The organism is Stenotrophomonas sp. C-A (genome assembly GCF_054030835.1).
Window position 1 is genome coordinate 644,665 of record NZ_CM132916.1, and the last position, 25,072, is coordinate 669,736.

19 protein-coding genes are annotated in these 25,072 nt (G+C 67.1%); 10 read left to right on the plus strand and 9 right to left on the minus strand.

Annotated features, from left to right (window positions below; all coding sequences use genetic code 11):
* Positions 1–30 precede the first annotated feature (30 nt).
* From ACW5IY_RS02890 to thiL, 5 genes are all read left to right on the plus strand, one after another.
* Complete coding sequence (locus ACW5IY_RS02890) at positions 31–657, plus strand: riboflavin synthase (protein ID WP_049435636.1); 627 nt, start codon at positions 31–33, stop codon at positions 655–657.
* Positions 654–1,754, plus strand: coding sequence for a 3,4-dihydroxy-2-butanone-4-phosphate synthase (gene ribB, locus ACW5IY_RS02895; protein WP_049435635.1), 1,101 nt, complete (start codon positions 654–656; stop codon positions 1,752–1,754). Before ACW5IY_RS02890 ends, ribB begins: the two co-directional genes overlap by 4 nt.
* 178 nt (positions 1,755–1,932) lie before the next feature.
* Entirely contained in the window at positions 1,933–2,400 is a 468-nt protein-coding gene (ribH, locus tag ACW5IY_RS02900; protein ID WP_010481977.1) for a 6,7-dimethyl-8-ribityllumazine synthase, read from the plus strand.
* Complete coding sequence (gene nusB / locus ACW5IY_RS02905) at positions 2,397–2,876, plus strand: transcription antitermination factor NusB (protein WP_005408062.1); 480 nt, start codon at positions 2,397–2,399, stop codon at positions 2,874–2,876. The genes ribH and nusB overlap by 4 nt, the downstream gene beginning before the upstream one ends.
* A gap of 130 nt (positions 2,877–3,006) precedes the next feature.
* Positions 3,007–3,972 (plus strand): thiamine-phosphate kinase, encoded by a 966-nt coding sequence (thiL, locus tag ACW5IY_RS02910; protein WP_049411221.1) that lies wholly within the window; start codon positions 3,007–3,009, stop codon positions 3,970–3,972.
* Positions 3,973–3,981: 9 nt separating this feature from the next.
* On the opposite strand, the gene ACW5IY_RS02915 is transcribed toward thiL, so the two are convergent.
* The 3 genes from ACW5IY_RS02915 to ACW5IY_RS02925 all read right to left on the minus strand — a co-directional run bounded on the left by ACW5IY_RS02915 (position 3,982) and on the right by ACW5IY_RS02925 (position 8,370).
* Positions 3,982–6,897 carry an ATP-binding protein gene (locus tag ACW5IY_RS02915; protein ID WP_239682838.1) on the minus strand — a complete coding sequence of 972 codons (2,916 nt, stop codon included), beginning with the start codon at positions 6,895–6,897 and terminating at the stop codon, positions 3,982–3,984.
* A gap of 177 nt (positions 6,898–7,074) precedes the next feature.
* Positions 7,075–7,797 (minus strand): fimbria/pilus periplasmic chaperone, encoded by a 723-nt coding sequence (locus tag ACW5IY_RS02920; protein WP_049435633.1) that lies wholly within the window; start codon positions 7,795–7,797, stop codon positions 7,075–7,077.
* Between the two features lie 60 nt (positions 7,798–7,857).
* Positions 7,858–8,370 carry a fimbrial protein gene (locus ACW5IY_RS02925; RefSeq protein WP_049435632.1) on the minus strand — a complete coding sequence of 171 codons (513 nt, stop codon included), beginning with the start codon at positions 8,368–8,370 and terminating at the stop codon, positions 7,858–7,860.
* 202 nt (positions 8,371–8,572) lie between these two features.
* Here ACW5IY_RS02925 and ACW5IY_RS02930 point away from each other — a divergent pair, with 202 nt between their 5' ends.
* Genes ACW5IY_RS02930 through ACW5IY_RS02940 form a run of 3 tightly spaced genes read left to right on the plus strand, consistent with a single transcriptional unit; the run spans position 8,573 to position 12,656 of the window.
* Positions 8,573–9,595 (plus strand): fimbrial protein, encoded by a 1,023-nt coding sequence (locus tag ACW5IY_RS02930; RefSeq protein ID WP_239682837.1) that lies wholly within the window; start codon positions 8,573–8,575, stop codon positions 9,593–9,595.
* Positions 9,592–12,108: a fimbria/pilus outer membrane usher protein gene (locus tag ACW5IY_RS02935; protein WP_049435631.1), complete on the plus strand. Its 2,517-nt coding sequence runs from the start codon at positions 9,592–9,594 to the stop codon at positions 12,106–12,108. Before ACW5IY_RS02930 ends, ACW5IY_RS02935 begins: the two co-directional genes overlap by 4 nt.
* 38 nt (positions 12,109–12,146) lie before the next feature.
* The gene (locus ACW5IY_RS02940; protein ID WP_239682836.1) at positions 12,147–12,656 is read left to right on the plus strand and encodes a fimbrial protein; all 510 of its coding nucleotides are present in this window, start codon (positions 12,147–12,149) and stop codon (positions 12,654–12,656) included.
* Between the two features lie 95 nt (positions 12,657–12,751).
* Here the strand turns inward: ACW5IY_RS02940 and ACW5IY_RS02945 are convergent, their stop codons facing one another.
* Complete coding sequence (locus tag ACW5IY_RS02945; RefSeq protein ID WP_049435629.1) at positions 12,752–13,162, minus strand: hypothetical protein; 411 nt, start codon at positions 13,160–13,162, stop codon at positions 12,752–12,754.
* Positions 13,163–13,701: 539 nt separating this feature from the next.
* Positions 13,702–16,101 (minus strand): autotransporter family protein, encoded by a 2,400-nt coding sequence (locus tag ACW5IY_RS02950; RefSeq protein ID WP_043397917.1) that lies wholly within the window; start codon positions 16,099–16,101, stop codon positions 13,702–13,704.
* Positions 16,102–16,448: 347 nt separating this feature from the next.
* Here ACW5IY_RS02950 and ACW5IY_RS02955 point away from each other — a divergent pair, with 347 nt between their 5' ends.
* Complete coding sequence (locus ACW5IY_RS02955) at positions 16,449–19,670, plus strand: autotransporter outer membrane beta-barrel domain-containing protein (RefSeq protein ID WP_049435628.1); 3,222 nt, start codon at positions 16,449–16,451, stop codon at positions 19,668–19,670.
* A gap of 162 nt (positions 19,671–19,832) precedes the next feature.
* On the opposite strand, the gene ACW5IY_RS02960 is transcribed toward ACW5IY_RS02955, so the two are convergent.
* The 4 genes from ACW5IY_RS02960 to ACW5IY_RS02975 all read right to left on the minus strand — a co-directional run bounded on the left by ACW5IY_RS02960 (position 19,833) and on the right by ACW5IY_RS02975 (position 24,049).
* On the minus strand, positions 19,833–21,218 hold the full coding sequence (locus ACW5IY_RS02960) for an FAD-binding oxidoreductase (protein WP_049435627.1): 1,386 nt from the start codon (positions 21,216–21,218) through the stop codon (positions 19,833–19,835).
* Complete coding sequence (locus ACW5IY_RS02965) at positions 21,215–21,859, minus strand: metal-dependent hydrolase (protein WP_049435626.1); 645 nt, start codon at positions 21,857–21,859, stop codon at positions 21,215–21,217. Before ACW5IY_RS02965 ends, ACW5IY_RS02960 begins: the two co-directional genes overlap by 4 nt.
* Positions 21,860–21,969: 110 nt before the next feature.
* Positions 21,970–22,338: a YraN family protein gene (locus ACW5IY_RS02970; RefSeq protein ID WP_026347139.1), complete on the minus strand. Its 369-nt coding sequence runs from the start codon at positions 22,336–22,338 to the stop codon at positions 21,970–21,972.
* Complete coding sequence (locus ACW5IY_RS02975; RefSeq protein ID WP_049435659.1) at positions 22,328–24,049, minus strand: penicillin-binding protein activator; 1,722 nt, start codon at positions 24,047–24,049, stop codon at positions 22,328–22,330. Before ACW5IY_RS02975 ends, ACW5IY_RS02970 begins: the two co-directional genes overlap by 11 nt.
* Before the next feature lie 81 nt (positions 24,050–24,130).
* Here ACW5IY_RS02975 and rsmI point away from each other — a divergent pair, with 81 nt between their 5' ends.
* Positions 24,131–24,949 (plus strand): 16S rRNA (cytidine(1402)-2'-O)-methyltransferase, encoded by an 819-nt coding sequence (rsmI, locus tag ACW5IY_RS02980; protein ID WP_005412235.1) that lies wholly within the window; start codon positions 24,131–24,133, stop codon positions 24,947–24,949.
* Positions 24,950–25,072 lie beyond the last annotated feature (123 nt).

Below are 25,072 nucleotides of genomic sequence, written 5' to 3' on the forward strand. Positions count from 1 at the left end.
TTTTCGCTCACTTTTCGCGGAGAACGTTTCTTGTTTACTGGAATCATCGAAGGCGTCGGCAGTCTGGCCGCACGCGAATCCATCGGCGGCGATGTCCGCTTCACCTTCAATGTCGGGAATCTGCCGTTCGACAACGTGCAGATGGGCGAGAGCATTGCCATCAACGGCGTCTGCCTCACCGTCATCGCATTCGACGCCAGCAGCTTCCAGGCCGATGCCTCCACCGAGACCCTGGGCCTGACCACGCTGGGCCAGCTGGGCGAGGGTGCGGTCATCAACCTGGAACGCGCCATGCGCCCGACCGACCGCCTGGGCGGCCATCTGGTCAGCGGCCACGTCGATGGCCTGGGCCAGGTGCTGTCCATCCACGAAGACGCGCGTGCCCAGCGCTGGCGTTTCGCCGCGCCGGCCGCGCTGCGCCGCTACATCGCCAAGAAGGGCTCGATCTGCGTGGATGGCGTCAGCCTCACGGTCAACGAAGTGGACGATGAAGGCTTCGAAGTCGCCCTCATTCCGCACACCGTCGCCAACACCGCCTTCTCCGCCGCAGGCGTGGGCAGCGCGGTCAATCTTGAAATCGATCTGGTCGCCCGGTATGTGGAGCGCCTGATCAGTGTGCCGACCAACGGTCAGCCCCCACAGGGAGATGTCGCATGAATTTCGCCCCGATTCCGGACATCCTGGAAGACATCCGCCTGGGCCGCATGGTGGTCATCGTCGATGACGAAGACCGCGAGAACGAAGGCGACCTGATCATGGCCGCCGAGCTGGTCAAGGCCAGCGACATCAACTTCATGGTCACCCATGGCCGTGGCCTGGTCTGCCTGCCGTTGAACCGTACCCGCGCCGCCGATCTCGGCCTGGCGCCGATGGTGCAGGCCAATACCGCGCAGTTCCAGACCAACTTCACCGTCAGTATTGAAGCCGCCGAGGGCGTCACCACCGGTATCTCGGCGCACGACCGCGCCCACACCATCCGCACTGCGGTGAAACCCAACGCCAAGCCGTCGGACCTGCACCAGCCGGGCCACATCTTCCCGCTGATCGCCCAGCCGGGCGGTGTGCTGACCCGCGCCGGCCACACCGAAGCCGCCGTGGACATGGCCATGCTGGCCGGGCTGGAACCGGCCGGCGTGCTGGTGGAGATCCTGAACCCGGATGGCAGCATGGCGCGCCGCCCGGAACTGGAAGTGTTCGCCCGCGAGCACGGCCTGAAGATGGGCTCCATCGCCGACCTGATCGCCTACCGCCTGGCCACCGAAAAGACCGTCGAACGCGTGGACGAGCGCGAGATCGAGACCGAATTCGGCCCGTTCAAGCTGGTCACCTACCGCGACCGCATCGCCCACGACCTGCATTTCGCCCTGGTCCGTGGCACGCCGGATGCCGACACCCCCACCCTGGTGCGGGTGCAGGTGGAAAACCCGCTGGCCGACCTGCTGCACTGGCGCCGCGACGATTTCGGCGTGGCCGCCACCGATGCCCTGCGTGCGATCGATGCTGAAGGCAGTGGCGTGATGGTGGTGCTGCAGGCCCCGCGTGATGGCGAAGCCCTGCTGGCCCGCCTGCGCCAGCAGCCGGCGCCGGTGGTGCCGGGCAAGGACAAGGACGTGAGCCAGTGGCGCCGCAACGGTGCCGGCGCGCAGATCCTGTCCGACCTGGGCCTGGGCAAGCTGCGCGTGCTGGGCACCCCACGCCGCCAGATCGGCCTGGCCGGGTACGGCTTGGAAGTGGTGGAGACGGTGGCCCTGTAACCCCCTTGGTGTGCCGACCAACGGTCGGCACCCACCGTCCGCCCTCTGGTGGGTGCCGACCATGCCCTACCTGTGGTGGGTGCCGACCGTTGGTCGGCACACCCTGCAGGCCCCGCCAGCCACGGCCGGGACCCATCCACGCTAGAATTACCCCCTTATCGAGTCCCCCAAGCCGCATATGAGCCACTACGAAGGCGATCTTCGCACTCCCGAATCGGCGCGCTTCGCCATCCTGGCCAGCCGCTGGAACGCCCGCATCACCGATACGCTGGTCGCTGGCGCCCGCCAGAGCCTGGCCGGCAACGGCATCACCGAAGCCAACATCGACGTGATCCGCGTGCCGGGTGCCTGGGAGCTGCCGCTGGTGGCCGCGCGCCTGGCTGCCGCCCATGAACACGCCGCCATCCTCACCCTGGGCTGCGTGATCCGTGGCGATACCCGCCACTACGAACACGTGGCCGACCGCTGCGCCGAAGGCCTGATGCGCGTGCAGCTGGACTTCGGCGTGCCGGTGCTGAACGGCGTGCTGGCGGTGGAACGCGTTGAAGACGCCGAGGCCCGCGCAGGCGGCAGCCACGGCAACAAGGGCGAGGAAGTCGCACTCGCCGCATTGGAAATGGTCAATCTTCTGGAGCAGCTGCCATGAACAAGAACACCCAGGGCAAGCCCTCCGGTAAACCCGTCCGCCGCGATGGCGTCGATCCGGTGCTGCGCTCGCGCGCCCGCCGTCGTGCCGTGCAGGCCATCTACGCCTGGCAGATCTCCGGCGGCAACGCACAGTCGCTGATCGCCCAGTTCGCTCACGAGCAGGCCCGCGAAATCGCCGATCTGGCGTATTTCGAGGCGCTGCTGCACGGCGTGCTCGACAACCGTCGTGACATCGACGAAGCGCTCGGCCCGTACCTGGACCGTGGCATCGAGGAAGTGGACGCGATCGAACGTGCGGTGCTGCGCCTGGCCGCCTACGAACTGCGCTACCGCCTGGATGTGCCGTACCGCGTGGTGATCAACGAAGCCATCGAATCGGCCAAGCGCTTCGGTTCCGAACACGGCCACACCTACGTCAACGGCGTGCTGGATCGTGCCGCCGTGGAATGGCGCAAGGTCGAATCGGGTCACTGACCCGGTTCTGCTCGTCCTGGACGGGCCGTGACCTGCTGGGTCGATACCGGCCCTGACTCCGCTTCTGGTGGGTGCCAACCCTGGTTGGCACCGATGCCCGAGATCGCCGCCACCCCCACGGGAACGCCCCATGTCCCTGGCTGAATTCGCCCTCATCGACCGCATCCGCGCCCGCACCGTCGAGCGCGACGACATCGTGCTCGGTATTGGCGATGACGCTGCACTGCTGCAGCCGCGCCCGAACGAACAGCTGGTGGTCACCGCCGACACACTCAACAGCGGCGTGCACTTCCCGGCCGAAACGCCGGCGTTCGATATCGGCTGGAAGACGCTGGCCGTGAATCTCTCCGACCTCGCCGCGATGGGCGCGCGCCCGGCGTGGTGCACGCTGGCGCTGTCGTTGCCGGAAGCCAGCGAAGACTGGATCGAGGCCTTCGCCGACGGTTTCTTCGCACTGGCCGACCAGCACGACATCGCCCTGATTGGTGGCGACACCACGCGTGGCCCGCTGTCGCTGTCGGTCACCGCGATGGGTCAGGTCTCACGCGGCCAGGCGCTGCGTCGTGATCGCGCACAGATTGGCGATGACATCTGGGTCAGCGGCACCCTCGGCGACGCCGCCGGTGCACTGCGCCTGTGGCAGCAGGGTGCGCTGAACGTGGCCACCGCCACCCTGCTGGCCGACTACGAAAGCCTGCGCCTGCGCCTGCTGCGGCCGACCCCGCGCGTCACCCTCGGCCTGCGCCTGCGTGCGTTCGCGCATGCGGCCGTGGATATCTCCGATGGGTTGCTGGCCGACCTTGGCCACATCGCGGCACGCAGCGGTGTGCGTGCCGAAGTCGATGCCGATGCGTTGCCGATGTCAGCGGCGCTGCGCGAACTGCTGGGCCGCGATGCTGCCCGTGAGTGCGCGCTGCACGGCGGCGACGATTACGAACTGTGCTTCACCGCCGCCGCCGACCAGCGCGACGCGTTGCACTTCGTTGCCGAATCGCTGGATCTGCCGATCACCCGCATCGGCCGCATCATGGAAGGGCAGGGCGTGCACACCGAAGGCCACGACGGCCCCAGCGGGTACGAGCACTTCGCCGGCTGAGCACGCAGGTCATGCCTGCTGCTGCGCGGCAACCTGACGTTCGATGCTCGCCGCGATCAACGCGATAGCCTCAATGACGATCGCCTTCGACGCCGCATCTGTCGCGCCGGTGCTGCGCAGGGCCTGTTCGGCCTGTTGGCAGCTGCGCGCTGCCTGGGCTTCTCCCAGAAATACCAGCGCGCCGGCGAAGCTGTGCAGCTGATCGATCATGGCCGGTGCGTCGGCACTGTCCAGCGCCTGGGTCAGCGCCGCGTAGTCGCGATGCGCGGTCTGCAGGAACGCCTCGCGCATCTGCCGCTGAACCGCCTCGCTCACCACCGGAGGTAAGGGTGCCTGTGCCGAGCGATCGAGGTCGAATCCATGCAGCGCGGCCTGCAGCGACGCCAGGTCGAGCGGCTTCAGCAGCAGCGTGGACATGCCGGCCTCGCGCACGCGCTGCGCGTCCTCGGGCATCGCATTGGCGGTGAGCGCGACGATGGGGATGGAGGAGTCATCCGCACGCAGTTTCCGGGCCAGCCCGTATCCGTCCAGGCGCGGCATGTTCAGATCGGTCAGCACGATATCGAACCGGCCCTCGCGCCAGCGTTGCCACGCCTCCTCGCCGTCGGCCGCGAGGGTGACCTGCCAACCCAGCGCATGCAGTTGCCCCAGCGTCACGTCACGGCTGATCACGCTGTCATCCACCAGCAAGGCGTGGCCACGCGGGGAATGCGCGCGCTCTACAGGCGCTGGCCGTGGCGGCGTGCCTGCCACGGCGGTGGTCCGGCGTGCCGGAATGTCCAGGTGGAAAGCGCTGCCGGTACCCGGGGTGCTGCGCACGCCGAGGGTGCCGCCGAGCAGTTCGGCGAAGCGCTGGCACAAGGCCAGTCCCAAGCCGCTGCCGCCGTGCTGCCGTGCCGAACCGGCACCGACCTGCACGAACGGCTTGAACAATACGGCCTGCGCCTCGGCAACGATGCCCGGGCCGGTATCGCGCACTTCCACGTGCAGCCACTCGCTGCCATCGGGCCGCAGCGAGGCATCAACGCTGACCGCCACCGTTCCCGATGCCGTGAACTTCACCGCATTGCCCACCAGGTTGTTGATCACCTGCGCCACGCGGCCTGCGTCGGCCACGTAGGCTGGCCCCAGCGCATCGCCGGTGTGCAGCTCCAGGCGCAGGCCTTTCGCGGTGGCCTGTGGCTCGAACAGTGTCGCGGTCTGCTGCAGCAGCGCACGCGGATCGAAAGGCGCCGGTTCCAGCGTCATCAGCCCGGCTTCGATACGGGAAAGATCCAGGGTGTCGTTCACCAGCCCCTGCAGCACATCGGCGGCGCTGCGCGCGCGCGTGACATGCGCGTGCGCCGCCGCCGGCATGGTCTGGCGGGCAAGCAGTTCAAGGTGGCCGAGCACGCCGCTCAAGGGGGTACGTATTTCATGGCTGATCATTGCCACGAAGGCGGTCTTGGCCTGGTCCGCGGCCTCGGCATCGTGCTGGGCCTGTTCGGCATGACGCCGTGCATCCAGCAGGCGCTGCTGGGTTTCGGTCTGTGCGGTCACATCGGTCACCGCGCAGACCCAGATCGCCCGCCGCTGGTAGCGCGCGGCGGCCACGATGGATTGCAGGTAGCGCGATGGACCGTGCTCATCCGCGGACGGCGCCTCGAACAGCTGCCCGTGTACCTGGCCGTCAACGCGTTGCACCAGGCGGCCGACCAGTGCGTCCAACAGGTTGCCGGTGGTGTCGCCGATCAGCTGCTGCAGTGCCTGGTTGTGCAGGATCACCTGCCCGCTCTGCTGATCGAGCAGGCACAGGCCGACCGGCGACGTTTCGATCAAGGTGCGGCTCAACGCTTCGCTTTCATGCACCCGTGCGGCTTCTTCCAGCGCCGGCCGCAGCACGCGCCGGTCCACCAGCAGCAACAGCGTCCACAGTGCGGCCAGCAGGGCGGCCAGGGCCAGCCCACCGCCGAGCAGATAGGTCCGCTGCGCCGCCCAGATGTCGGTCCAGCGGTAGAGCCGCAGCAGCGTCCAGTCGATGCCCTGCAAGGGTGCGGACATCACGAAGGCACGGCCGGCAGGCAGTGCCAATAGCGTAGGCCGGGGCGATGGCGCGGCGCGCAGCGCACGCCCGGAAATCGCAGCGTCCGCAGCGCTGCGCAGAACATCGTTTCCCTGCCGGTCCAGCACCACCCACATCCCCGGGCTGGCCTCCTCCAACCGCTCGCGCAGGCCTTGAAGCGGTTCAAACGTCAGCCGGTTGATGAAGGGGACGCCATTGCTGCGCAGGCGCATCTGGGTGACCAGTGCATCCTCGCCGGTGAACGGATTGCGGCCGAAGTAGGCGCGCAGCTGGCCGCTGGCCAGTTGAAGCTCGGACTCCGCCCCCGCTGACTGCCAGCCGGCATCGGCGGTCTGTGCCAGCGCGGCCAGTGCCTGTTCACGGGTAGGCACCTTCATGAGTTGCAGCAGCTGCGCTTCATCATGCAGCCCGGCGATCGCAAACAGGCGCCCTTCCGGTTCGAAGGCGAAGGAGATCAAGGAAGTGGGCGAATCCTGCGCGGCCACGGTTGCGGCCATGTATGCCGAATAGGTCTGCACCATGCCCAGGTACGCCGCCTCCGCCTGTGGCGGAAGACGGCCCTCGCGCGGGGACAACGCCAGCCAGGGGACGGACAGGGCGCCGGGTGCCACCACGCCGGCCTGGCCATCCTGTGCTGAAAAGCGGGCAGCAACAGGCAGGCCACCGGCCACCAGTGCGGTTTGCTGGGTAGCCCACAGCATGGCGTTGGTGTTCAAGCTGGCCACGTAGGCCCGCCTGCGCTCGCCAATGTAGCGATCCACCGTCTGCTGGCCGCGCTGCAGCGCCTCGCGCTCGTTGAGGTGCACCGTTTCCAGCCGCAGCCACAGCGCCGCGCAGCCGGCGGCCAGGAGAAGCAGGGTCAAGATGGCACCGCCGCCGAACAGCAGCCGGCGCTGCAAGCCTTGCAGGGTGGCAAGCACGGAGCCCAAGGGTGACGCCATGGTGCGAACCTGCGTTGTGAGGCTGTGACCTGCAGCGTGACCCGTACGCCACCCTCAGTGCAAGTCGTTGCCGGTGCACTGCGGAAGCCCGATCTACGTTTACCGCTCAACGCGCGCCTCGGCCTCACGGGGCGTGCCGTAATCATCCAGCCACTTGAACGCCACCGTTGCTGGCATCGCGGCACCTTCCGGTAGCGCATAGCGCACCTGTGCCCCCGGCGCGATCATATCCACGTCCACGCGGCGGCCATCGGCCAGCGTCAATGAACTCAACGAGACGTGGTACGCACTCGGATTGCGCACCTGCAGGCCATCACCATCGGCAGACCACTGCAGCGTGGCCGCTGCATCGCGTGCACTGCCCGGCAGCCCGGCCGGGCGATGGAACAGCCTCACCCGCGTACGCACCGCGAACTGCAGCAGGTTCTTGCCGCTGGCATCGCTGGGCTTGGGCGGAATGTCCAGCAGATTGAAATAGAACACCGATTCGCGGTCGGTCGGCAGCGGCGCCTCCGATGGGCGCGGTGCGTAGGTGACGCGATACGCCTGGCCCTGCTTGGGCTGCAGCAGGCGTGGCTCAGCCGGTGTCAGCCGGAACGGCGTGCGTACGTTCTCCGGGCGCGACTGGCTGTCGCCGTCGTCGACCCACACCTGCGTCATTGCCGGCAGCTCACCCACGTTGCTCGCCCTGACCGTCACGTCGCGGCCCTTGCTGGCATCGTGCACGATGCGTGTGCCCTGCAGCGTCACCGCAGCCGATGCCGGCAGCGCCGCCGACACGGCCAGCAGCGCGCATATCCACGTCCTGGCGCGGAGTTTCATGGTCAACCTCGTTGAAAGGGGCAGGCCGTCGCTGCGTGGCGCCAGCCTGCCGGAAGCGCGTTACTTGTAGACCACCACGAAGTCGCCCGAGGCATTGGCGGTGCCAGCCCGCGCGTTCTGCGCCGGTGAGGCGTACCACGCGCTGTAGTCCAGCTGGCCGCTGCCACCGGCGGCGATGGTCACCCACACGGCCGGGTCCTCACCGATCTTCTGCTGGTTACCGGCCGCGTCGTACAGCGCAACGCCCACGTTGGTGGCGGTCGATGCGGCGGTCAATGCGAGGTTGCCGGTACTGCCGTCGGGCGTGCCGCCGAAGCGCACACCCACATCCTGCGACGCACCCGAACCCGAGCAGTCCAGGGCGATGGTGAAGTTCTTCTGGCCGGCACGGGCGCTGGCGTTGACCGAGGCCAGGTCCACCTTGCCCATCGGCACGGTGATGGTGCCGCCGGTGGAGCCCACCGAGCAGGTGGAGGTCATCAGTTCGCCGGTGATTTCCAGCGATTCGGCAGACACCGACGGTGCGGCGATGGCGAAGACAGAAAGGGACAGCAGACGGAGCGTCAGGGACATGACAGTTCTCGATTGTGGAATGAAGGCACGCGGTGACCGCCCATGGCAGCCAGTGCGACCAGTTTCGATGCGCGCGCCAGGCCGCGGAATGCAACAAGTTGCAAAAGCGCGTTGACGTTCGCGAACTGCAATAAATCCGATAGGAAGTGACAGTGCCGCTGCCTAGACTGCGCGGCCTCGATTCGTTGCCGAAGGAATCGCCATGTGCGTTCCCATCCTTCCCTCCGCCGCTGCGCGGCGCATATCGCGTGTGCCAGCGTTGGTGGCGCTACTGATGATCGCTGCGATGGCGCTGCAAGCACAGCAGGCCAACGCGAGCTGTGTGAGGTTGAATCCGGGTGATCAGGATCTGACGGTGTCGCTGACGATGCCGAACATTGATCGGCCGGATACGCGTTACAGAGTGTTCAATGCTGGCCAGATTCCTGGTGGCTTCGAATGCACGGCAGGACAAACTGCATTCAACATCGATGCACCACTCACGGGTCTCACCTATGTGCGGGATGTTCAGATGGACAGCTACCTCTATAAGGTCTACAGCACAGGACCAAGATCGCCACTGATTGGTTTCAGCTTCAGCGTGAAGAAAAGCAGTCAGGGAAGCTATGGCGGTCCTCCCATCGAGCTCGGAGTTCGCAACCGACACCCCGGAGAATCTGTCACCCAAACAGAGCCGATGAACGTGGATGTCTACATGGTGATCTTCTTCCGCGGCGGTGCCATGGAGAGCATTCCCATGACCGACCTGGGCACCATCACCTCGTCGGTTGAAGGTGATCCAAGCCAGTCGATGCAGCACCATGTGCGGCTGGAAATCATCGTCCCCCCCGTCACCTGCACGCTCGCCAACGCCTCCCACACCCTCGACGACGTTCTTGCCAACGAACTCGCCGCCAGCGGCAGCAACGCGAAGGAATCCAGCTTCGACGTCGCGATGAACTGCCCGATGGACAACATCGATGTGCAGCTGTCGCTGGCTGACGCCAATGACCCTGGCAGCAGCAATGGCCAACTCGCACCGGCTCCAGGTACCACCGCTGGCGGCGTGCAGGTGCAGCTGCTGCGCGGTGGCCAGCCGGTGCAGTTCGGCCAGGTCTGGTCGCACGGCTGGTCCAGCAAGGGCCAGCAGGCCATTCCGTTCAGTGCGCGCTATCTGCGTACGGCCGACCCTCTGGTGCCCGGCGACGTCAAGGGCGAGGCGGTGCTGACCGCCGACTACCGATGAACACCGTTGATCGCACCTGTGCCACCGCGCGCTCGCTCTGCGCCGCCATCGGTGCGGTGCTGTCGACGGGGCTGGCGTTCGATGCCGCCGCCGCGCCGGTCGAGTTCAGCGAAGGCTTCCTGATCGGCGGCGAAGCCATCGACATGGCGCGCTACGCCAACGGCAACCCGTTGCCGGCCGGCGACTACGCGGTGGACGTGCATGTGAACGGCGAGTTCCTGCGCAGCCAGGACATCCGCTTCGTCATCCAGGACGACCCGCAGATTGCGGTGCCATGCCTGTCACCGGCGCTGGTACGCGGGCTGCCGTTGAAGCCTGCGTTCCTGGAGGCACTGCCCGCCGAAGAAAGCACCTGTGTGGATCTGTCAGCGCTGGTGGAGGGCGCCAGCACCACCTTCGACAGTGGCGAGCTGAAGTTGTCCCTCAGCATTCCGCAGGCGGCACAGGCCATCGCCGCGCGTGGCTTCGTGGCACCGGAACTGCGCGACGACGGCATCACCGCTGCCTTCATCGATTACAGCGCCAACCACTACCGCAGCCAAGGCAGCGACAGCAGTTACCTTGGGCTGCGGGCAGGCGTGAACCTGGGCGCATGGCGGCTTCGCCACCGCGCATCGTTCACCCATGGCAGACAGGGCACCCGGCACGAGGTCATCAGCAGCCATCTGCAACGCGACATTCCGCGCTGGAGCAGCCAGCTGCTGCTGGGCCAGGGCAACACCGGTGGCGAGCTGTTCGAAAGCGTGCCGTTCACCGGCGTGCGCGTGGCCAGCGACGAACGCATGCTGCCCGATTCGCTGCGCGGCTATGCGCCGGTGGTGCAGGGCATTGCCGAAGGCAATGCGGTGGTCACCATCCGCCAGAACGGCAGCATCATCCACGAAAGCAATGTGGCGCCAGGCCCGTTCACTATCGAGGATCTGTATCCCACCAACTTCGGCGGCGATCTGGACGTCAGCGTTACCGAAGCCGATGGCCGCGTGCAGCGTTTCAGCGTCAACTTCTCGGCCGTTCCGCAGGCGCTTCGCGCGGGTTCGTCGCGCTTCGCGGTCACTGCCGGTGAACTGCGCGACACCGGCAACACGCTGCAGACGCTGCGCTTCACCGAGGGCACCTACGCGCGCGGCCTGAACAACCGGCTTACCGTGCTGGGTGGCGCCCAGCTGGGTGAGGACTATCGCGCCCTGCTCGCCGGTGCTGCGGTCAACACGGCCATCGGTGCATTCGGTGCCGATGTCACCCATTCGCGCGCCCGGCAGCGTGGCAGCGAAACCATTGCGGGCAACAGCTTCCGCCTGAACTACCAGCGCTATGTGGCGCGAACCGGTACCAATGTTGGCTTGGCTGCGTACCGCTACAGCACCCGTGGGTTTCTCAGCCTCAACGACGTGGCGCGAGAGCAGAACGACGATTGGGGGCTGGGACAGCGCGCCCGCCAGCGCTACCAGGTGAACTTCTCGCAGAGGGTGGGCCAGCGCAGCAACCTGTATCTCAGCGGCGGCCATGTGTCTTATTGGGACAGCGCCCGACGCCGCAACGATTTCCAGGTGGGCTTCCAGAGCACGCTGGGGCGGGTCAACTACGGTGTGTCCGCGCTGCGCTTCCGCGTGGGCGATGGCCGCCAGGACACCCGCTACGCATTCACCCTCAGTGTACCGCTGGGCCGTAGCGCCAACGCACCGCGTGCCAGCACCCAGCTCAGCCAGGCCGATAGTGACAGGCAGTCGCAGCTGGGCATCACCGGCAGCCTGGGTGAGTCACGTGCGCTGAGCTACAGCCTGTCCAGCGCACAAGGCAATGGACAGAACAGCCACAGCGCCTATGCCGCGTGGCAGGGCAGCCGTGGCAACCTCAACGCCGGCTACAGCCGCAGCGGCGACTACCGCAGCCTGTCGCTGGGTGCGTCGGGCAGCGTGGTGTTGCACGGCGGCGGGTTGAACCTGGGCGCGCCGGTGGGCGAGGGCTTCGCGCTGGTGCAGGCGCCGGGTGCGCAGGGTGCACGCATCGGCAGCAGTACCGACCTGCGTGTGGCCCGCAACGGCTACGCGCTGCTGCCGCACATCAGCCCCTATCGCTGGAACACCATTGACCTGGATCCGTCCGGCCTGCCGATCGAGGTGGAGCTGCTGCAGACCTCGCAACGTGTGGCGCCCACCGCCGGTGGCATCGTGCGCGTGCCGTTCCAGGTGCGCCGCGAGCGCACGCTGTTCATCGACGCCACCGATGCCCTGGGTCAGCCGCTGCCGTTTGCGGCGGTGGTGCAGAGCGAAGACGGCGCGCCGGTCGGCGCGGTGGGGCAGGGCGGGGTGATCCAGCTGCGCGGTGCGCAGGACAGTGGCAGTTTGATCGTCGACCCCGATGGCAAGCGACGCTGCCGCATCGACTACCGCATGCCCGACGCGCCGGATGCGTACGGGTTGTCGTGGAGCCAGGCCGTGTGCGTGCCGCTGCCGCTGCCGCCGGAGGGTCTGCAAGTACGTGCAGCCGATCCAATGGACATCACCGCACCGTGATCCCTCGTTTCCTCAAATCAACCTGCAGGAGCAACGCCATGTTCCCTACCCGATTTCAACTGATTGCAGTGCCGATGCTGTGCCTGATTGCTTCAGCCGCGCATGCCCAGGCCACTCTCACCATCAGCGGCCGTGTGCTGCCGGGCACCTGCACGCTGGCAGCCCCGGCGATCGCGCTGGACCCGGTGAAGGCCGATGAAATGACGCCGGGTGCCGCCAGCAGCGTGAAGGCCGGTGCACTGAACTTCACCGGCTGTGTGGGCGTCAGCCGCGCGCGCCTGTCCTTCGATGGCACGGCCGCCGACGGCGACCCGGAGCGCTGGAAGAACACCGCCGCCACAACGCCAGCAACGGGCGTGACGATCGCGCTGCTGGCCGGCGCGACCGGCAACACCTACCTGAAGAAGGGCGACACTGATATTCCGGTGGCTGTCTCTGGCGCGACGGCGTCCTATCCGCTGCGCGCGGGTTACTTCATTCCCAACACCAGTGGTATCAACGCCGGCAATATCTCCACCGAGATCGTGGTCACCGCCGCCTACGATTGAAAGCCGGTACGGCCCTGTAGCGCCGAGCCCACGCTCGGCTGCTCTTCGGTCAGGTTCCGGGCAAGCCGAGCATGGGCTCGGCTCTACAGAAGCCGCTAAGCTGCGTGCAACTGCACATCCACATACTCGGCCAGCCCGCGGCACGCCAGCAGCAACCCCTCGCGCGTGTCATCGTCCACCTGCTGGCTGATCTCGCCATCCACGCGCACGCGTTCTGTAGCGTGCAGCAGCTCAAGTAGAAACGTCAGCCCGGCATTGGCGCGGTCGATGCGCGCCAGTGCCAGCCGCTGCCCCGGCGTACGGCCCTTGCCCGGCCACGGTTGCCCATCGGCGGCGTCGCCCTGGCGGATGTGCTGCAGGCAATGCAGCAGCGTGATGGTGCCGGGCGCTTCGCCTTCCTGCAGTGCGGCGAAGGTGCTTTCCAGCGTGCGCGCCAGATCGTCAGGCAGGCGCGTGGCGGCCTCGCCCAGAGTGGCGAACAGGTGGGGATAGTGTGATGTGGTCATGGCGGCGTCCTTGTGTGCGAAGCAAGGGGCCACCCCGCTTAACAGCGAGGGTGGCGGACGGTGCGTGGTTGCAATACCGGTGGTAACTACGCGAAACGCCGGCGGGCACGAGGCCCCCACACACCGTCCGCCATGTAAGCGCGGACAGAATGTCTGCCGACGCCGCCCGATGGATGAGCGACGCCGACAGACAAGCGTAAACAACGTAGTTACCAAACGGGATTGCAAGCCCGTGCCACCCGTTGTCGGTGGCATCTACATCTTGCGCACGTAGGTGTCGCTGTACCAATGAGAAAAGTTTCAAATTCAAGTTTGTTGCAATCTGCATGCGCGCGGAAGATCGTCATGCAGAGTGAGGCGAATGCGTCAGAGTTCGCACGGCTTCACTGTAGAGCCGAGCCTATGCTCGGCTCACCGCGCGAAGCGCGGCGTTCTTCGTGATCTGATCGGAGATCAGCCGAGCGTGGGCTCGGCTCTACAGAAAGCGCATCGTGCACATTGGAACGGCGCCGGATTGCTCCGGCGCCGTTCTTGTTTCATTACCAGCTGTAGGCCACAGACAGATTGGCAGTCGCCTCGCGATACCCGCTATCACCGCGCATCACCCCAAACCCGCCCCAGGCACTGAAGCCGGAACGGAACTCCACACGCGCACCGGCACTCAGCTCATAGCGGTTGCGTGGAATGCCCGCCTTCAACAGCTCATCATCGAAGGCGATGCCATTGCCCGCACCATCGCGGTACCAGTTGGCCGCCAGATACGGGCTGACCGAGGCACCCGCGGCCGAGCGCGATTCACCCTGCAGGCGCAGGCCGGCACGACCAGACAGGCCGCTGTTGCCCTGCGCATGCACCACGGTGCCGTTGGTCTCGGTATGCACATCGGTCTTCGCATCGGTATAGACCAACTGCAGTTCCGGCTGCAGGCTCAGCGCAGTGTTGCCAATCTGGCCGATGTCGAAGCGGTAACCTGCCTCCACAGACGACTGCCAGATATCCGAGTCGTAGCGCTCCTCGGCCAGGCCATCACCCTGCACGCGGTTGCGGAACTGGCCGCGCTGCACGCTGGCATCCACGTACATCGCGTCGTTGGCCCAGTTGCCGTACACGCCCAGCGCACCACCTTCCACCTTGCCGCGTGCGCTGAAACCGGTCACGTCCGAACGCGAGGTGGCGCTGCTGCGTGCCGCGGTACCCATCACGCCGACGCGGCCACGGCCGTCATCGAACACGCCGATGTCCGCACCCAGCTGCAGGCGCGAGCGGTCCACGCGCAGGTCGAGCTGGTCATCCACTGCACCGAGCTTGCTCTGGGTGCCGTCCACGCGGGCCCAGCCACGGATGCCCTCCGCCGCCGCGGCGCCGCCCTGGCGATCGCGGTAGCTGTGGCGCAGCATCTGGTCCAGCGCGAACTGGTTGGCCAGGTAGGCGCCGGTCTCCGGGCGCAGGATCGGGATGGGGGTGATCGGGTCGATGGGATCAATCGGATCAATGATCGGCTTGCACTGCGGCAGGGTCGGGTCAGCCAGGCACGGATCCGGCGTGGTTGCCAGTTCCGAACGCAGGTACCAGTTGCCGTTGGCGTCCTTCACCAGGAAATACTCGTACTGACCGCCCACGGCGCGGCCGACCAGATCGAACTGCGCGTTGGAGGCGCCGCCGATATCGATCAGCTCGATGCCGCGATCGGTCTTGGCACCAGCACCGCCAGCATTGAGCACGCGCACGTTGGCCTGGCCGTTGGCATCACCAGCAATCACCAGCTTGTCGGTCAGCGAGGCGTCGTCACCCAGCTGGGTGTTGAACAACAGGGTGCCGCCGTTGCCGGTGAACTCGTCCAGGCTGAGGGTGTTGAAGCTGCTGCCATTGCCCAGCGCCACGGTACCGCCGGCGCCCAGGGTGAGATGGCCCACGCTGCTGTCGCCGGTCATCAGCCAGGCGCTGTCGGTATCGATGGTGGCGCTGGTGACGTTGATGAAGCGGCCGTCGATCTGCGCCTTGTTGCGCAGGAAGACGTCCAGGCTGCCATCAACCGTTGCGGCATCGAAGCTGACATTGCCGATCAGGCGCGCGTCATCCACGTTGAAGCGCACATGGCTGGCCCCCGGCGTGCTGCTACCGGTAAGCGAGTCCACCTGCAGCAGGTTGCCATTCCCCCCGATCAACCGTGCACCGTTTGCCACGGTGATCTCGAAGTCGGCAGCCTCGTCGGCGCCCACGCGGATCGCCGCGCCGCGCCCGGAGCGAATAGTGGAACCGTCAATACCCAGACGTAGCGTGTCGGGCGTATGGATCGAGCCGTACATCAACACCCCCACGTTGTCGGCGTCGATTTCCGAGCCATTGACGATGTCCACGCGCCCATTTTCCATGCGCACGCCCAAGCCACTGGCAATATCGCTGCCGCCTGCAGTGTCTTCCACACGTACGTAGGTGGAATCCAGAATAGACCAAGCGCCGGGCAAGGGAATGCCGCCGGGGGTGCTGCCCAGCGTCAGGCCGATGCTGAGTGGATTGCTTGGCAGCAGGCCGTCGGCAGCGGTGACAAGAATGCGGCTGCCGATCAGGTGCGCCGACGAGGAGCCCTGGACCAAGATGCCGCCGCCACGCAACGTGCTGCGTTCCGACTGCAGGCTCGCCGTGCCATCCAGCTCGACAGCACGCTGGTAGGAGCCGCTGCGGTTGATGGTGGCATCTGACATGTACACGAGTGAATCAACCGCACGGATGCTGTTGGTCTGCCCACCGACCACTGTCAACACCGCGTTGTTGCGCAGTGTCCACTCTTCAATCGGGTCGCCGTTGTTGACCAACCCAACGGTACCGTCCAGATCACCGGCCCAGGCGCCGGCCAGCGGCAGCATGCAGAGTGCGAGGACGATGCCACGCGCCAGCGGGCGTTGATGAGGATGAGCAGTGCGGGTGCGATGACGGTTCATGGTCTTGTCCTTTCTGGGAAAGAGTCGACACAGGGAGTCGTTCAGGCGCTCGTTCACGGATGTGGCCTTTTCGACCTCTTCGCGTGAAGCGCGCGTGATGAGCCTAAGCAGGCAACCTGTGTCTTGATCGGCACGAATTCTGGCCGCGGGCACGGCTCCGGCCCATGCAATTAGTTGCAAAGCGCTGGCCGTCTGGACGCTCGGGTCGGCCGATGTTCAGCACAGTGAATCCGGTCCGTACTTGGGCGCGGCAGGACGACGCAGCGGCTGCGGTATGCAACCAATTCGATAGGCGCCATTGCGGCCGCTTCCTACGGTATGGGCCCTTCCATTGGAGCGTCCCCCGCATGCGTCGTGTACTTCCCCGCCCCCATCTGCTTGCCGTGGGGTTGTCCGCCGCCCTGGCGTCGTCGGTCGCCATGGCACAGCAGGTCATCGCCGATGGCGACGAACAGAACCCGGCTGCGGGCGATTACCGCACCACTGACCCGGTGGAGCCGGGCAATCCGGGTGGGCATGCGTTCCTTGCCATCAACGGTGGCAGCCTCATTCCAACCGGGCCGGTCAATTTGATTACCGAAGGGCTGCGTGCTGCCGCTGCACGCGCCGAGGGTGCGGGAAGTCGTATCGAACTGCAGGCGGGTAGCGTCTTGACCTCCGGCTATGGTGCTGCCGGCCTTTCCGCCGCCAATGGCGGCCAGGTTCACGCCAGCGGAACGCATATCGAAACGCGCGGCACGGCAGCGTCGGGGGCGGAAGCGCTGTCCGGTGCGCTGTCACTGGACAACGTGCGGATCACTACCCGTGGCGGGTTGGCCCATGGCATCAGCGTGCAGCAGGGGCAGGCAGTAGTGCGCGACAGCGCGATCGAGATTCTTGGCGACCAGTCCAATGGGTTGGACGTGCGTGATGGAACACTGCTGGCCGAACGTCTGCAGATCGCTGTGGCGGGGGCAGGCCATGGGGTGTGGGCGCAGGGTGGCAGCGATGTCACCCTGCGCTCGGCGCGGATAGATGGCAGCGGCGCCGGTGCATCGGGCGTGCTGGTGGGGCTGGGCAGCAAGGTGGTGTTGGAAGATGTCGACATCGATCTGACCCACGAGCGCTCCGGAATGGGATTGTTCGTCGGCGGTGAGCTTGAGATGCGCGGAGGCAGCGTGCATGCACGTGGCGACAACGCCACCGCGGTCAGCTTCGCTACCGGTGGCGGCGGCGTGCTGCGCCTGGATGGGGTGGAGCTGTCCGGTCACTTCGGCATCCATATGACCGAAGGCGCGGACCTTACCCTGCACGGCAGCCGGCTCGACAGCGTGTCGATCGGCATCGACATGAACCAGCGCGATGTGGTTGCGAGTGTGACCGATTCGTTCATCACCACTCGCAATGGCGTTGGCATTCGAGTGACGAATGGCGATCTGGTAGTCGACGGATCGACCATCACGGCCAATGGCACTTATTGGCAGGCGATATCGGTGCTGGGAGGTACCGCGCAGGTTACCGGCAGCCGATTGCGGACCCTTGGCCAGAACGGTCATGGGTTGTATGCCGAAGGCGGTGTATCTGCTGCACCAATAGCGAACGGCAACATGATCGATATTCTTACCGAAGGCGACGGCGCCATTGGTGCGATCGCCCGCCTTGGCGGCACCGTACACCTTGCAGACAGCGTGGTGCGCACCACCGGCATCAATTCACACGGTGTGTTGTCGGGGGGCAGGGGCGAAATGACGCTGGTCAATACCCATGTGCGCACTGAAGGCGAAGGTGCCTGGGCGGCGGTGATCAACGACAACGGCCAGATGAGCATCGACGGCGGCTCGCTGGTGAGTGCGCAGCACGGTGGCATCTGGTTGCGCAGCAGCCGCGATCCAGTGCTGACGTTGAGTAACGGTGTGGTGGTGTCCGGTGGCAACGGCATCGGCCTGGCACTGGATGCTGCCGTGGCCGGACGCTTCGACGTGGCGCTGGACGGTGGCTCGCAGTTGCACGGCGATATCGTCATCACGCCGGAGGACGAAGACGCCGGACTGGTGCCGCAGTCCGAGGTGCATGTGCGTCTGGCGGATGGCGCGCTGTGGCAGGGGTCTTCCGATCTGGTGCAGACGCTTGCGCTTGAACGCGGCAGCCAATGGACGTTGACCGGCGATGCCATCGTGGGCGAGTTGCAGGCGCGCGACAGCGTGGTGGCGTTGTCCGATGGCAGCGGCCGCTTCAATACGCTCACGGTGGAAGGTGACCTGCACAGCGAGGGCGCCACCTTCCTGTTCCAGGGCGCGCTGGCCGGTGATGATTCGGCCATCGACCGCCTGCACGTGCGCGGTGATACCTCGGGTGATGCCCTGATTGCGGTGAGGAGCATCGGCGGTGTGGGAGCGCCCACCGTGGATGGCATCCAGCTGATCGAAGTGGACGGTGCATCGCTGGCCAGCTACGCGTTGACCGGGCGTGCGGTGGGTGGTTCGTACGAGTACTTCCTGTTCCAGGGCGGTCTGGCCGATCCCACCGATGGCCACTGGTACCTGCGTTCGCAGTGGTTTGATGTCTGCGAAGACGACCCGGGTGCGCCGGGTTGCGTGGGGAACCCGGGCCCGGACCCGATCGAGGGCGGCGAGGGTGAGGACGGTGGCGGCATCGTCGATCCGATCCGGCCGCCGCCTGTGTTGCGCCCGGAGGCGGGTGCCTATCTTGCGAACCAGTCGGCTGCGGTGAACATGTTTGCGCATCGGATGCATGACCGTACCGGTGCCCTCACGGGTGAGCGCACTGCATGGGCACGCGTGGGTCGTAGCAATGCGGACTTCACTGCAGTGGGGGGGCAGCTGTCGGTGGATGGCAACACCTCGGTGCTGCAGATCGGCAGTGATCTGCTGCGTCGTGGCAACGCCGCGTTCGGTGTGATGCTGGGCAACGGGCGCGCTGACAGCAGTGTGCTATCCGAGCTGACCGGCTACAGCGCCAAGGGGCGTGTGCGTGGCACTGCGTTGGGCGTGTACGGCACCTGGCTGCAGGATGCAGAAGGAACCGGCGGTGCCTACGTGGACGCAGCCATGCAGTTTGGCCGCTTCGACAACCGTGTGCAGGGTATCGGCCTGGAGCCGGAGCACTATGATGCGCGTGTGGCCACTGCGTCACTGGAGATGGGCCATACCTTCAATGTGCGGCAGGGTGCTGGCAGTTCGCTCTACGTGCAGCCGCAGCTGCAGCTGACGTATGCGGACTACCGTGCGGATCGCCACGTGGAGAGCAATGGCACGGTTGTCGACCATGCGGATGCAGGTGGCCTGAGCGGGCGCCTGGGCGTGCGCGTGTTCGGCCATGGCATTGCGGGTGGCAACACCGTGCAGCCGTACCTGGGTGTGAACTGGCTGCGCGGCAGCGGTACCAGCACGTTGCAGTTCAACGATGACACGCTGGGCGCGGATGTGCCGCGCAATCGCTATGAAATGCAGGCCGGTGCCGAGTTGAAGCTGGGCCAGCGCTGGGGCGCATGGGGCGGGCTGAGTGTACAGCGCGGTGACCATGGCTACCGCAACGTGGGTGGCCAGGTGGGCGTGCGCATGGCCTGGTAAGCGGGCGTGCCGGGGTCGGCACGCGGACCTCTGTAGAGCCGAGCCCATGCTCGGCTCACCGCGCGAAGCGCGGGTGCATCGTGATCTGAACGAAGAGCAGCCGAGCGTGGGCTCGGCTCTACAGTGCACGCCTTGGTAGCGCCGGGCCATGCTCGGCGCGCATCACACCGGCGGCAGCACCTTGCCCGGGTTGAGAATTCCATCCGGGTCCAGCGCGGTCTTGATGGCGCGCATCGTCGCCAGCGTGGCCGGGCTGAACGCCTGCGTCATGAAATCGCGCTTGGCCAGCCCAATGCCGTGTTCGCCAGAGAGCGTACCGCCCAGCGACAGCGTCAGTTCGAAGATCTTCGGCAGCGCGGCATGCGCGCGTGCGTTCTCATCGGCATCGTCCGGGTGGTAAAGAATGTTGACGTGCAGGTTGCCGTTGCCGGCATGACCGAAGGTGACGATGGTCAGCGTGTACTCGCGTGCCAATGCCTGCACGCCTGCCACCAGTTCCGGAATGCGCGACACCGGCACCACCACGTCTTCATTGATCTTGCCGGGCGCGACGGTACGCAGTGCGGGCGACAAGGCCTTTCGTGCGGCCCACAGCTGGTCGCGTGCACGGCCTTCCATCGCCACGTCCAGCTCGATCATGCCGTCGCCTTCGGCGGCGCTGGCCAGTGCCTGCAGCAGGTAGGGCAGGGTGTCGTGGTCACCATCGGCTTCGACCAGCAGCATCGCGCCTGCCTCGGGTACGTCAGCACCATTGAGGCGCAACAGCTCCAGGCTGCGTGCATCCATGAATTCCAGGCGCGTGGGCACCACCGGCTGCGACATCAGGCGAGATACCGCTGCCGCCGCCGCGTCGGCGTCGCGGTACAGCACGCGCAGACCGGCCTGGCTGACCGGCAGCGGGGTCAGCTTGAGGGTGGCTTCCACGATCAGCGCCAGCGTGCCTTCGCTGCCCACCAGCAGGTGGGTGAGGTCGTAGCCGGTGGAATCCTTGGTGTAGGCACCCCCGCAGCGGATCACCTCGCCGGTGCCGGTGACGGCCACCAGGCCCAACACGTTGTCGCGGCTGGTGCCGTACTTCACCGCGCGTGGGCCACCGGCGTTGCAGGCCAGGTTGCCACCCACGCTGCAGATCTCCGCGCTGGAAGGATCGGGCGCCCAGAACAGGCCGTGCGGTGCCAGGGCTTGCTGAAGCGTTCCATTGAGCACGCCCGGCTGCACCACGGCGCAGCGATCACCGGCACGGATCTCCACGATGCGGTCCATGCGGGTGAACGACAGCACGATGCTGCCCGGCAACGGCACGGCAGCGCCGGTGGTGCCGGTGCCCGCGCCGCGCGCGACCAGCGCCACGCCATGCGCACGGCACGCGCGCACCAGCGCCTGCACCTGTTCGATATCGGCCGGCAGTGCAACGGCCGCCGGGCGCTGGCGGCGCCAGGAATTGTCCTGCGCGTTCGCTTCCAGAGCGTTGTCATCCGTGCGCCAGCCCTCCACGCCCAGCACGGCAGACAGTTCGGCAACCAGGGCAGCGGGCAGGGCAGTACTCATGACGGATCTCGTGGGGCAGCAGGAGCGGGTTGGATCAGTTTCCAGGCAACAACGGCGGCGGCCAGCGGCAGCCAGACCCAGCGCAGTTCAGAGAGCAGGGTGGCGATGCCGCGCGCGCTGAAGAACTGCGGCGCAAACGGTGAAACGCGGATCGGCCGCCACGGGGCGAAGAAGCGTTGTTCGCTCCACGGCCAGGCCAGGGCAACGCCGAGGCCGCCGGAGGTCATCGCGTCGAGCAGGGGATGGCTGGCGGCGCAGATGAAGACGAACGTCGCCGCCTGTACGGTGGACGCCAACGTTGGCCCTCGCTGGGTAGGTGCCAACCTTGGTTGGCACGAAACCGCCGACCCAGGTCGGCGACTACCGGAGCTGTGTGGTGCCGACCAAGGTCGGCCGCTACCAAAGAACGCCCACACCGCGGCCAACACCGCCAGCACGCAGGCAAACAACAACGAATGGCTGGCACCGCGATGGCCGAACGCATCGGCATAGGGAATGTGCAGGGCGAAGGCCAGCACGTCGGCGTCGGGCAGCATCGCGGCGACCACACCGGCAGCTAGCAGCCATGCCGGAATGCGGCCGCGATCGGCGGCGCACCACAGCGCCAGCGGTACAGCGGCATGGGTGATGATCGACGGCATCAGTCACGCACCATGGTCGTGCCGGCCAGGCTGCGCGCTGGTAGATGCCAACCTTGGTTGGCACAGAAGCGCCGACCAAGGTCGGCCTTTGCTAGAGTGGACGGTACACATCAGCAATCATCCAGCCGGAACGCATCGCGCAGCCAGTTCAACTGCGGCGGCTCGCCCGTGGCTTCCACCACATCGAAACGGCAGGGCGCATCGGCAAGCGCGGGATGGTCCTGCAGGTACAGCAACGCGGCATGCGCCACGCGTCGGCACTTGCGCACATCCACCGAGGCCGCGCCGCCACCGAAATCGGATCGCGCGCGGTAACGCACTTCCACGAACACCACGGTGCCGGCGTCGTCCATCACCAGGTCCAGTTCACCGCCGCGATAACGCACGTTGCGCGCACGCGGCTGCAGTCCGGCCTGTTGCAGATGCTGCTCGGCGGCGGCTTCCACCGCCGAGCCCCGTTGGCTGCGCTCAGCGACCACCGACGATCGGCATCGGCCGGCCGCCATTGAAGGTGGACCAGGCCGGCTGGCGCAGGATGTTGCCGTTGCTGTCCAGGAACAGGGTGCCGGTGGCGCCGTCCAGGCCGCCTTCGTTGGACAGCTTGTCCAAGTAGGCGGTGATCTTCCAGGCATCGGCGCCGAAGGCGAACAGGCGGCCGGCGGCACCGCGTGCGCTGGGCAGGGTGCTGGCGACCTGGCTGGCCGAGGGCAGGCCGGACACGCTGCGCACGTTCCAGGCTTCGTTCGGGTAGACGATGCCGTCCAGCGCCACGTCTTCTTCCACCTTGCCGCTGCCGACGGTCAGCTGCGAGGTGCCCACGCGGGTGGCGCCACCGGCACCGGCCAGCGCCAGCTGCGGCGCCAGCAGGCGGGCCTGCGGCGCGCGCACGGCGAGGAATACGGCATCGACCTGGCCGGCATTGCGCACCTGCGCGCCGACATCGCCAACCGCGTCGCTGACGCCGACGGTGGCCACCACCTGGCCGCCACGCTGGGCGAAGCGCTGGGCGAAGGCCGCAGCGGCACGGCGGCCGGTGTCGTCGGCGCTGTTGATCACCAGCGCCTTGCCGCGCTCGCGGCCACGCAGGTATTCGGCAGCGACGATGCCGTCGTCTTCCGGTGCCAGCGAGAAACCGGCGCTGCCGGCTGGCGGCGCATCCTTGCCACGGTTCAGGGCCAGCACCGGCACCTGCAGCTGCTGGCGGCCGTACACGGCGTCCACTTCGTCGCGGCCCAGCGGGCCAACCACGAAGTCGGCACCGGAGGCGACGGCCTTGTCATACGCGGCCAGCGCACCGGCCGGGGTACCGGCGGTGTCGATGAAGTTGATGTCCGGGCGGCGGCGGGTCTCGCCGTAGTACGCGGCCAGCAGGCCATCGCGCACCGGCTGCGCGGCGGTGGCCAGGCGGCCGCTGAGCGGCAGCAGCACGGCCAGCTTGGCCGGCGGACGGTAGCCGTCGCTCATGGCCGGCGGGCGCTTGCTGGTATCGAACTGGGCGGCGCCATCGCGGTCGAACGGGCGCGGCAGCGGCAGGCCACGCGCGATCAGTGCGCGGCCGGCGAAGTTGTACAGCGGGTCGTTGGCCGGCAGGGCAGCGGCACGGCTGCGCAGGGTGGCGTCGTCGAGGGTGCCGAGCAGACCGGCGATGGCGGCCTGGTTCTCGCTGCGTGCGCTGCCGGTCAGGCTGGCGTGGGCGCGGGCGCGCTCGGTGGCGGCACCGAAGGCATCGCCGGTGCCCTGCAGCGCGTTGGCGCGGGCTACGTGCCAGCGCGTGCGCAGCGCGGGGAAGACGTTGTCGCCCTGTTCCTTCAGCAGGGCCAGGGCCTGCGCCGGCTGCTTGTCGGCCAGTGCCAGCTCGGCGCCGGTCAGCTGGTAGCGCTGCAGGCTGGTGCCGGACAGCTGGCGGGCGGTGAGCTGGCCAAGCAGGCTGCGCGCGCGGGCACTGTCGCCGGCCAGGTGCCAGGCCCAGGCGGCATCGGCCAGGGCGTTGCTGCGGGCGCCACCTTTCAGGGTTGCGGCCAGCGCTTCCAGCTGCAGGGCGGCGTCGCGCGGTTTGCCTTGTTCGATCAGCGCCAGCGCCTGGCTCTGGGCCGGCGATTCGGGCGCGCTGGTCAGGCTGGTGGTGGCACAGCCGGCCAGCAGCATCAGCGACAGCGACAGGGCGGAGATCCGTGCGGCGGGCTTGTTCATGATCGGGTCCATGCGATGAGGGCAGCGGCCTTGGCCGGGTACACGCTACGATTCTACCCTTGCCCCGTGAGTACCGCTGAAATGAGTGTCCCAACCCTGTACGTCGTCGCCACCCCGATCGGCAACCTGGCCGATCTGAGCCCGCGCGCGCAGGAGGTGCTGCGTTCGGTGGCGGCCATCTGTGCCGAGGACACCCGCCGCAGCGGCCAGTTGCTGTCCCATTTCGGCATCCAGCAGCCGCTGGTGGCCCTGCATGAACACAATGAAGAGGCCCTGGCGCAGCGCTTGGTGTCGCGCCTGCAGGCCGGTGAGTCGCTGGCGCTGGTCAGCGATGCCGGCACCCCGCTGGTCAGTGACCCCGGTTTCCGCCTGGTGCGTGCCGCGCGCGCGGCCGGCATCAAGGTCAGCCCGATTCCCGGGGCCTGTGCCGCCATCGCCGCGCTGAGCGTGGCCGGCCTGCCCAGCGACCGCTTCAGCTTCGAAGGTTTCCTGCCGGCCAAGGCCAGCGGCCGCCGCGACCGGCTACAGGCGCTGGCGGGTGAAGTGCGCACGATGGTGTTCTACGAATCCTCGCACCGCATCGCCGAGTCGCTCGCCGACATGGCCGCGATCTTCGGCGGCGAGCGCCCGGCGGTGCTGGCGCGCGAGCTGACCAAGCTGTTCGAGACCGTGCTCGATGGCGATCTGGCCGGCCTGCTGGCCAAGGTGGAAGCCGACGAGAACCAGCGCAAGGGCGAGTTCGTGGTGATGGTGCAGGGCGCCGGCGACGATGAGGAAGCGCAGCTGGCGCATGGCCGCCGTGTCTACGCCAAGCTGAGCGAGCATCTGCCGCCGTCGACCGCGGCGAAGCTGGCGGCCGAGCTGACCGGCGCGCCGCGCAAGGCGTTGTACGGGAGTTGATGGATCGTGCGGACCAAGGTCCGCACCCACCAGAGCGGAATCCGCACCCACCAGAGCGGCGTGGGTTTCGTCGGCCCTGTCCAGTGAATCGGTAGATCCACGCCATGCGTGGATGGATGGGCT

What these genes read in the sequence shown, in the direction of transcription:
- ribB (WP_049435635.1), top strand. Translation starts at nt 654, where the DNA reads ATGAATTTCGCCCCGATTCCGGACATCCTGGAAGACATCCGCCTGGGC.
- ribH (WP_010481977.1), top strand. Translation starts at nt 1,933, where the DNA reads ATGAGCCACTACGAAGGCGATCTTCGCACTCCCGAATCGGCGCGCTTC.
- nusB (WP_005408062.1), top strand. Translation starts at nt 2,397, where the DNA reads ATGAACAAGAACACCCAGGGCAAGCCCTCCGGTAAACCCGTCCGCCGC.
- thiL (WP_049411221.1), top strand. Translation starts at nt 3,007, where the DNA reads ATGTCCCTGGCTGAATTCGCCCTCATCGACCGCATCCGCGCCCGCACC.
- ACW5IY_RS02920 (WP_049435633.1), bottom strand. Translation starts at nt 7,797, where the DNA reads ATGAAACTCCGCGCCAGGACGTGGATATGCGCGCTGCTGGCCGTGTCG.
- ACW5IY_RS02925 (WP_049435632.1), bottom strand. Translation starts at nt 8,370, where the DNA reads ATGTCCCTGACGCTCCGTCTGCTGTCCCTTTCTGTCTTCGCCATCGCC.
- ACW5IY_RS02930 (WP_239682837.1), top strand. Translation starts at nt 8,573, where the DNA reads ATGTGCGTTCCCATCCTTCCCTCCGCCGCTGCGCGGCGCATATCGCGT.
- ACW5IY_RS02935 (WP_049435631.1), top strand. Translation starts at nt 9,592, where the DNA reads ATGAACACCGTTGATCGCACCTGTGCCACCGCGCGCTCGCTCTGCGCC.
- ACW5IY_RS02940 (WP_239682836.1), top strand. Translation starts at nt 12,147, where the DNA reads ATGTTCCCTACCCGATTTCAACTGATTGCAGTGCCGATGCTGTGCCTG.
- ACW5IY_RS02945 (WP_049435629.1), bottom strand. Translation starts at nt 13,162, where the DNA reads ATGACCACATCACACTATCCCCACCTGTTCGCCACTCTGGGCGAGGCC.
- ACW5IY_RS02950 (WP_043397917.1), bottom strand. Translation starts at nt 16,101, where the DNA reads ATGAACCGTCATCGCACCCGCACTGCTCATCCTCATCAACGCCCGCTG.
- ACW5IY_RS02955 (WP_049435628.1), top strand. Translation starts at nt 16,449, where the DNA reads ATGCGTCGTGTACTTCCCCGCCCCCATCTGCTTGCCGTGGGGTTGTCC.
- ACW5IY_RS02960 (WP_049435627.1), bottom strand. Translation starts at nt 21,218, where the DNA reads ATGAGTACTGCCCTGCCCGCTGCCCTGGTTGCCGAACTGTCTGCCGTG.
- ACW5IY_RS02965 (WP_049435626.1), bottom strand. Translation starts at nt 21,859, where the DNA reads ATGCCGTCGATCATCACCCATGCCGCTGTACCGCTGGCGCTGTGGTGC.
- ACW5IY_RS02975 (WP_049435659.1), bottom strand. Translation starts at nt 24,049, where the DNA reads ATGAACAAGCCCGCCGCACGGATCTCCGCCCTGTCGCTGTCGCTGATG.
- rsmI (WP_005412235.1), top strand. Translation starts at nt 24,131, where the DNA reads ATGAGTGTCCCAACCCTGTACGTCGTCGCCACCCCGATCGGCAACCTG.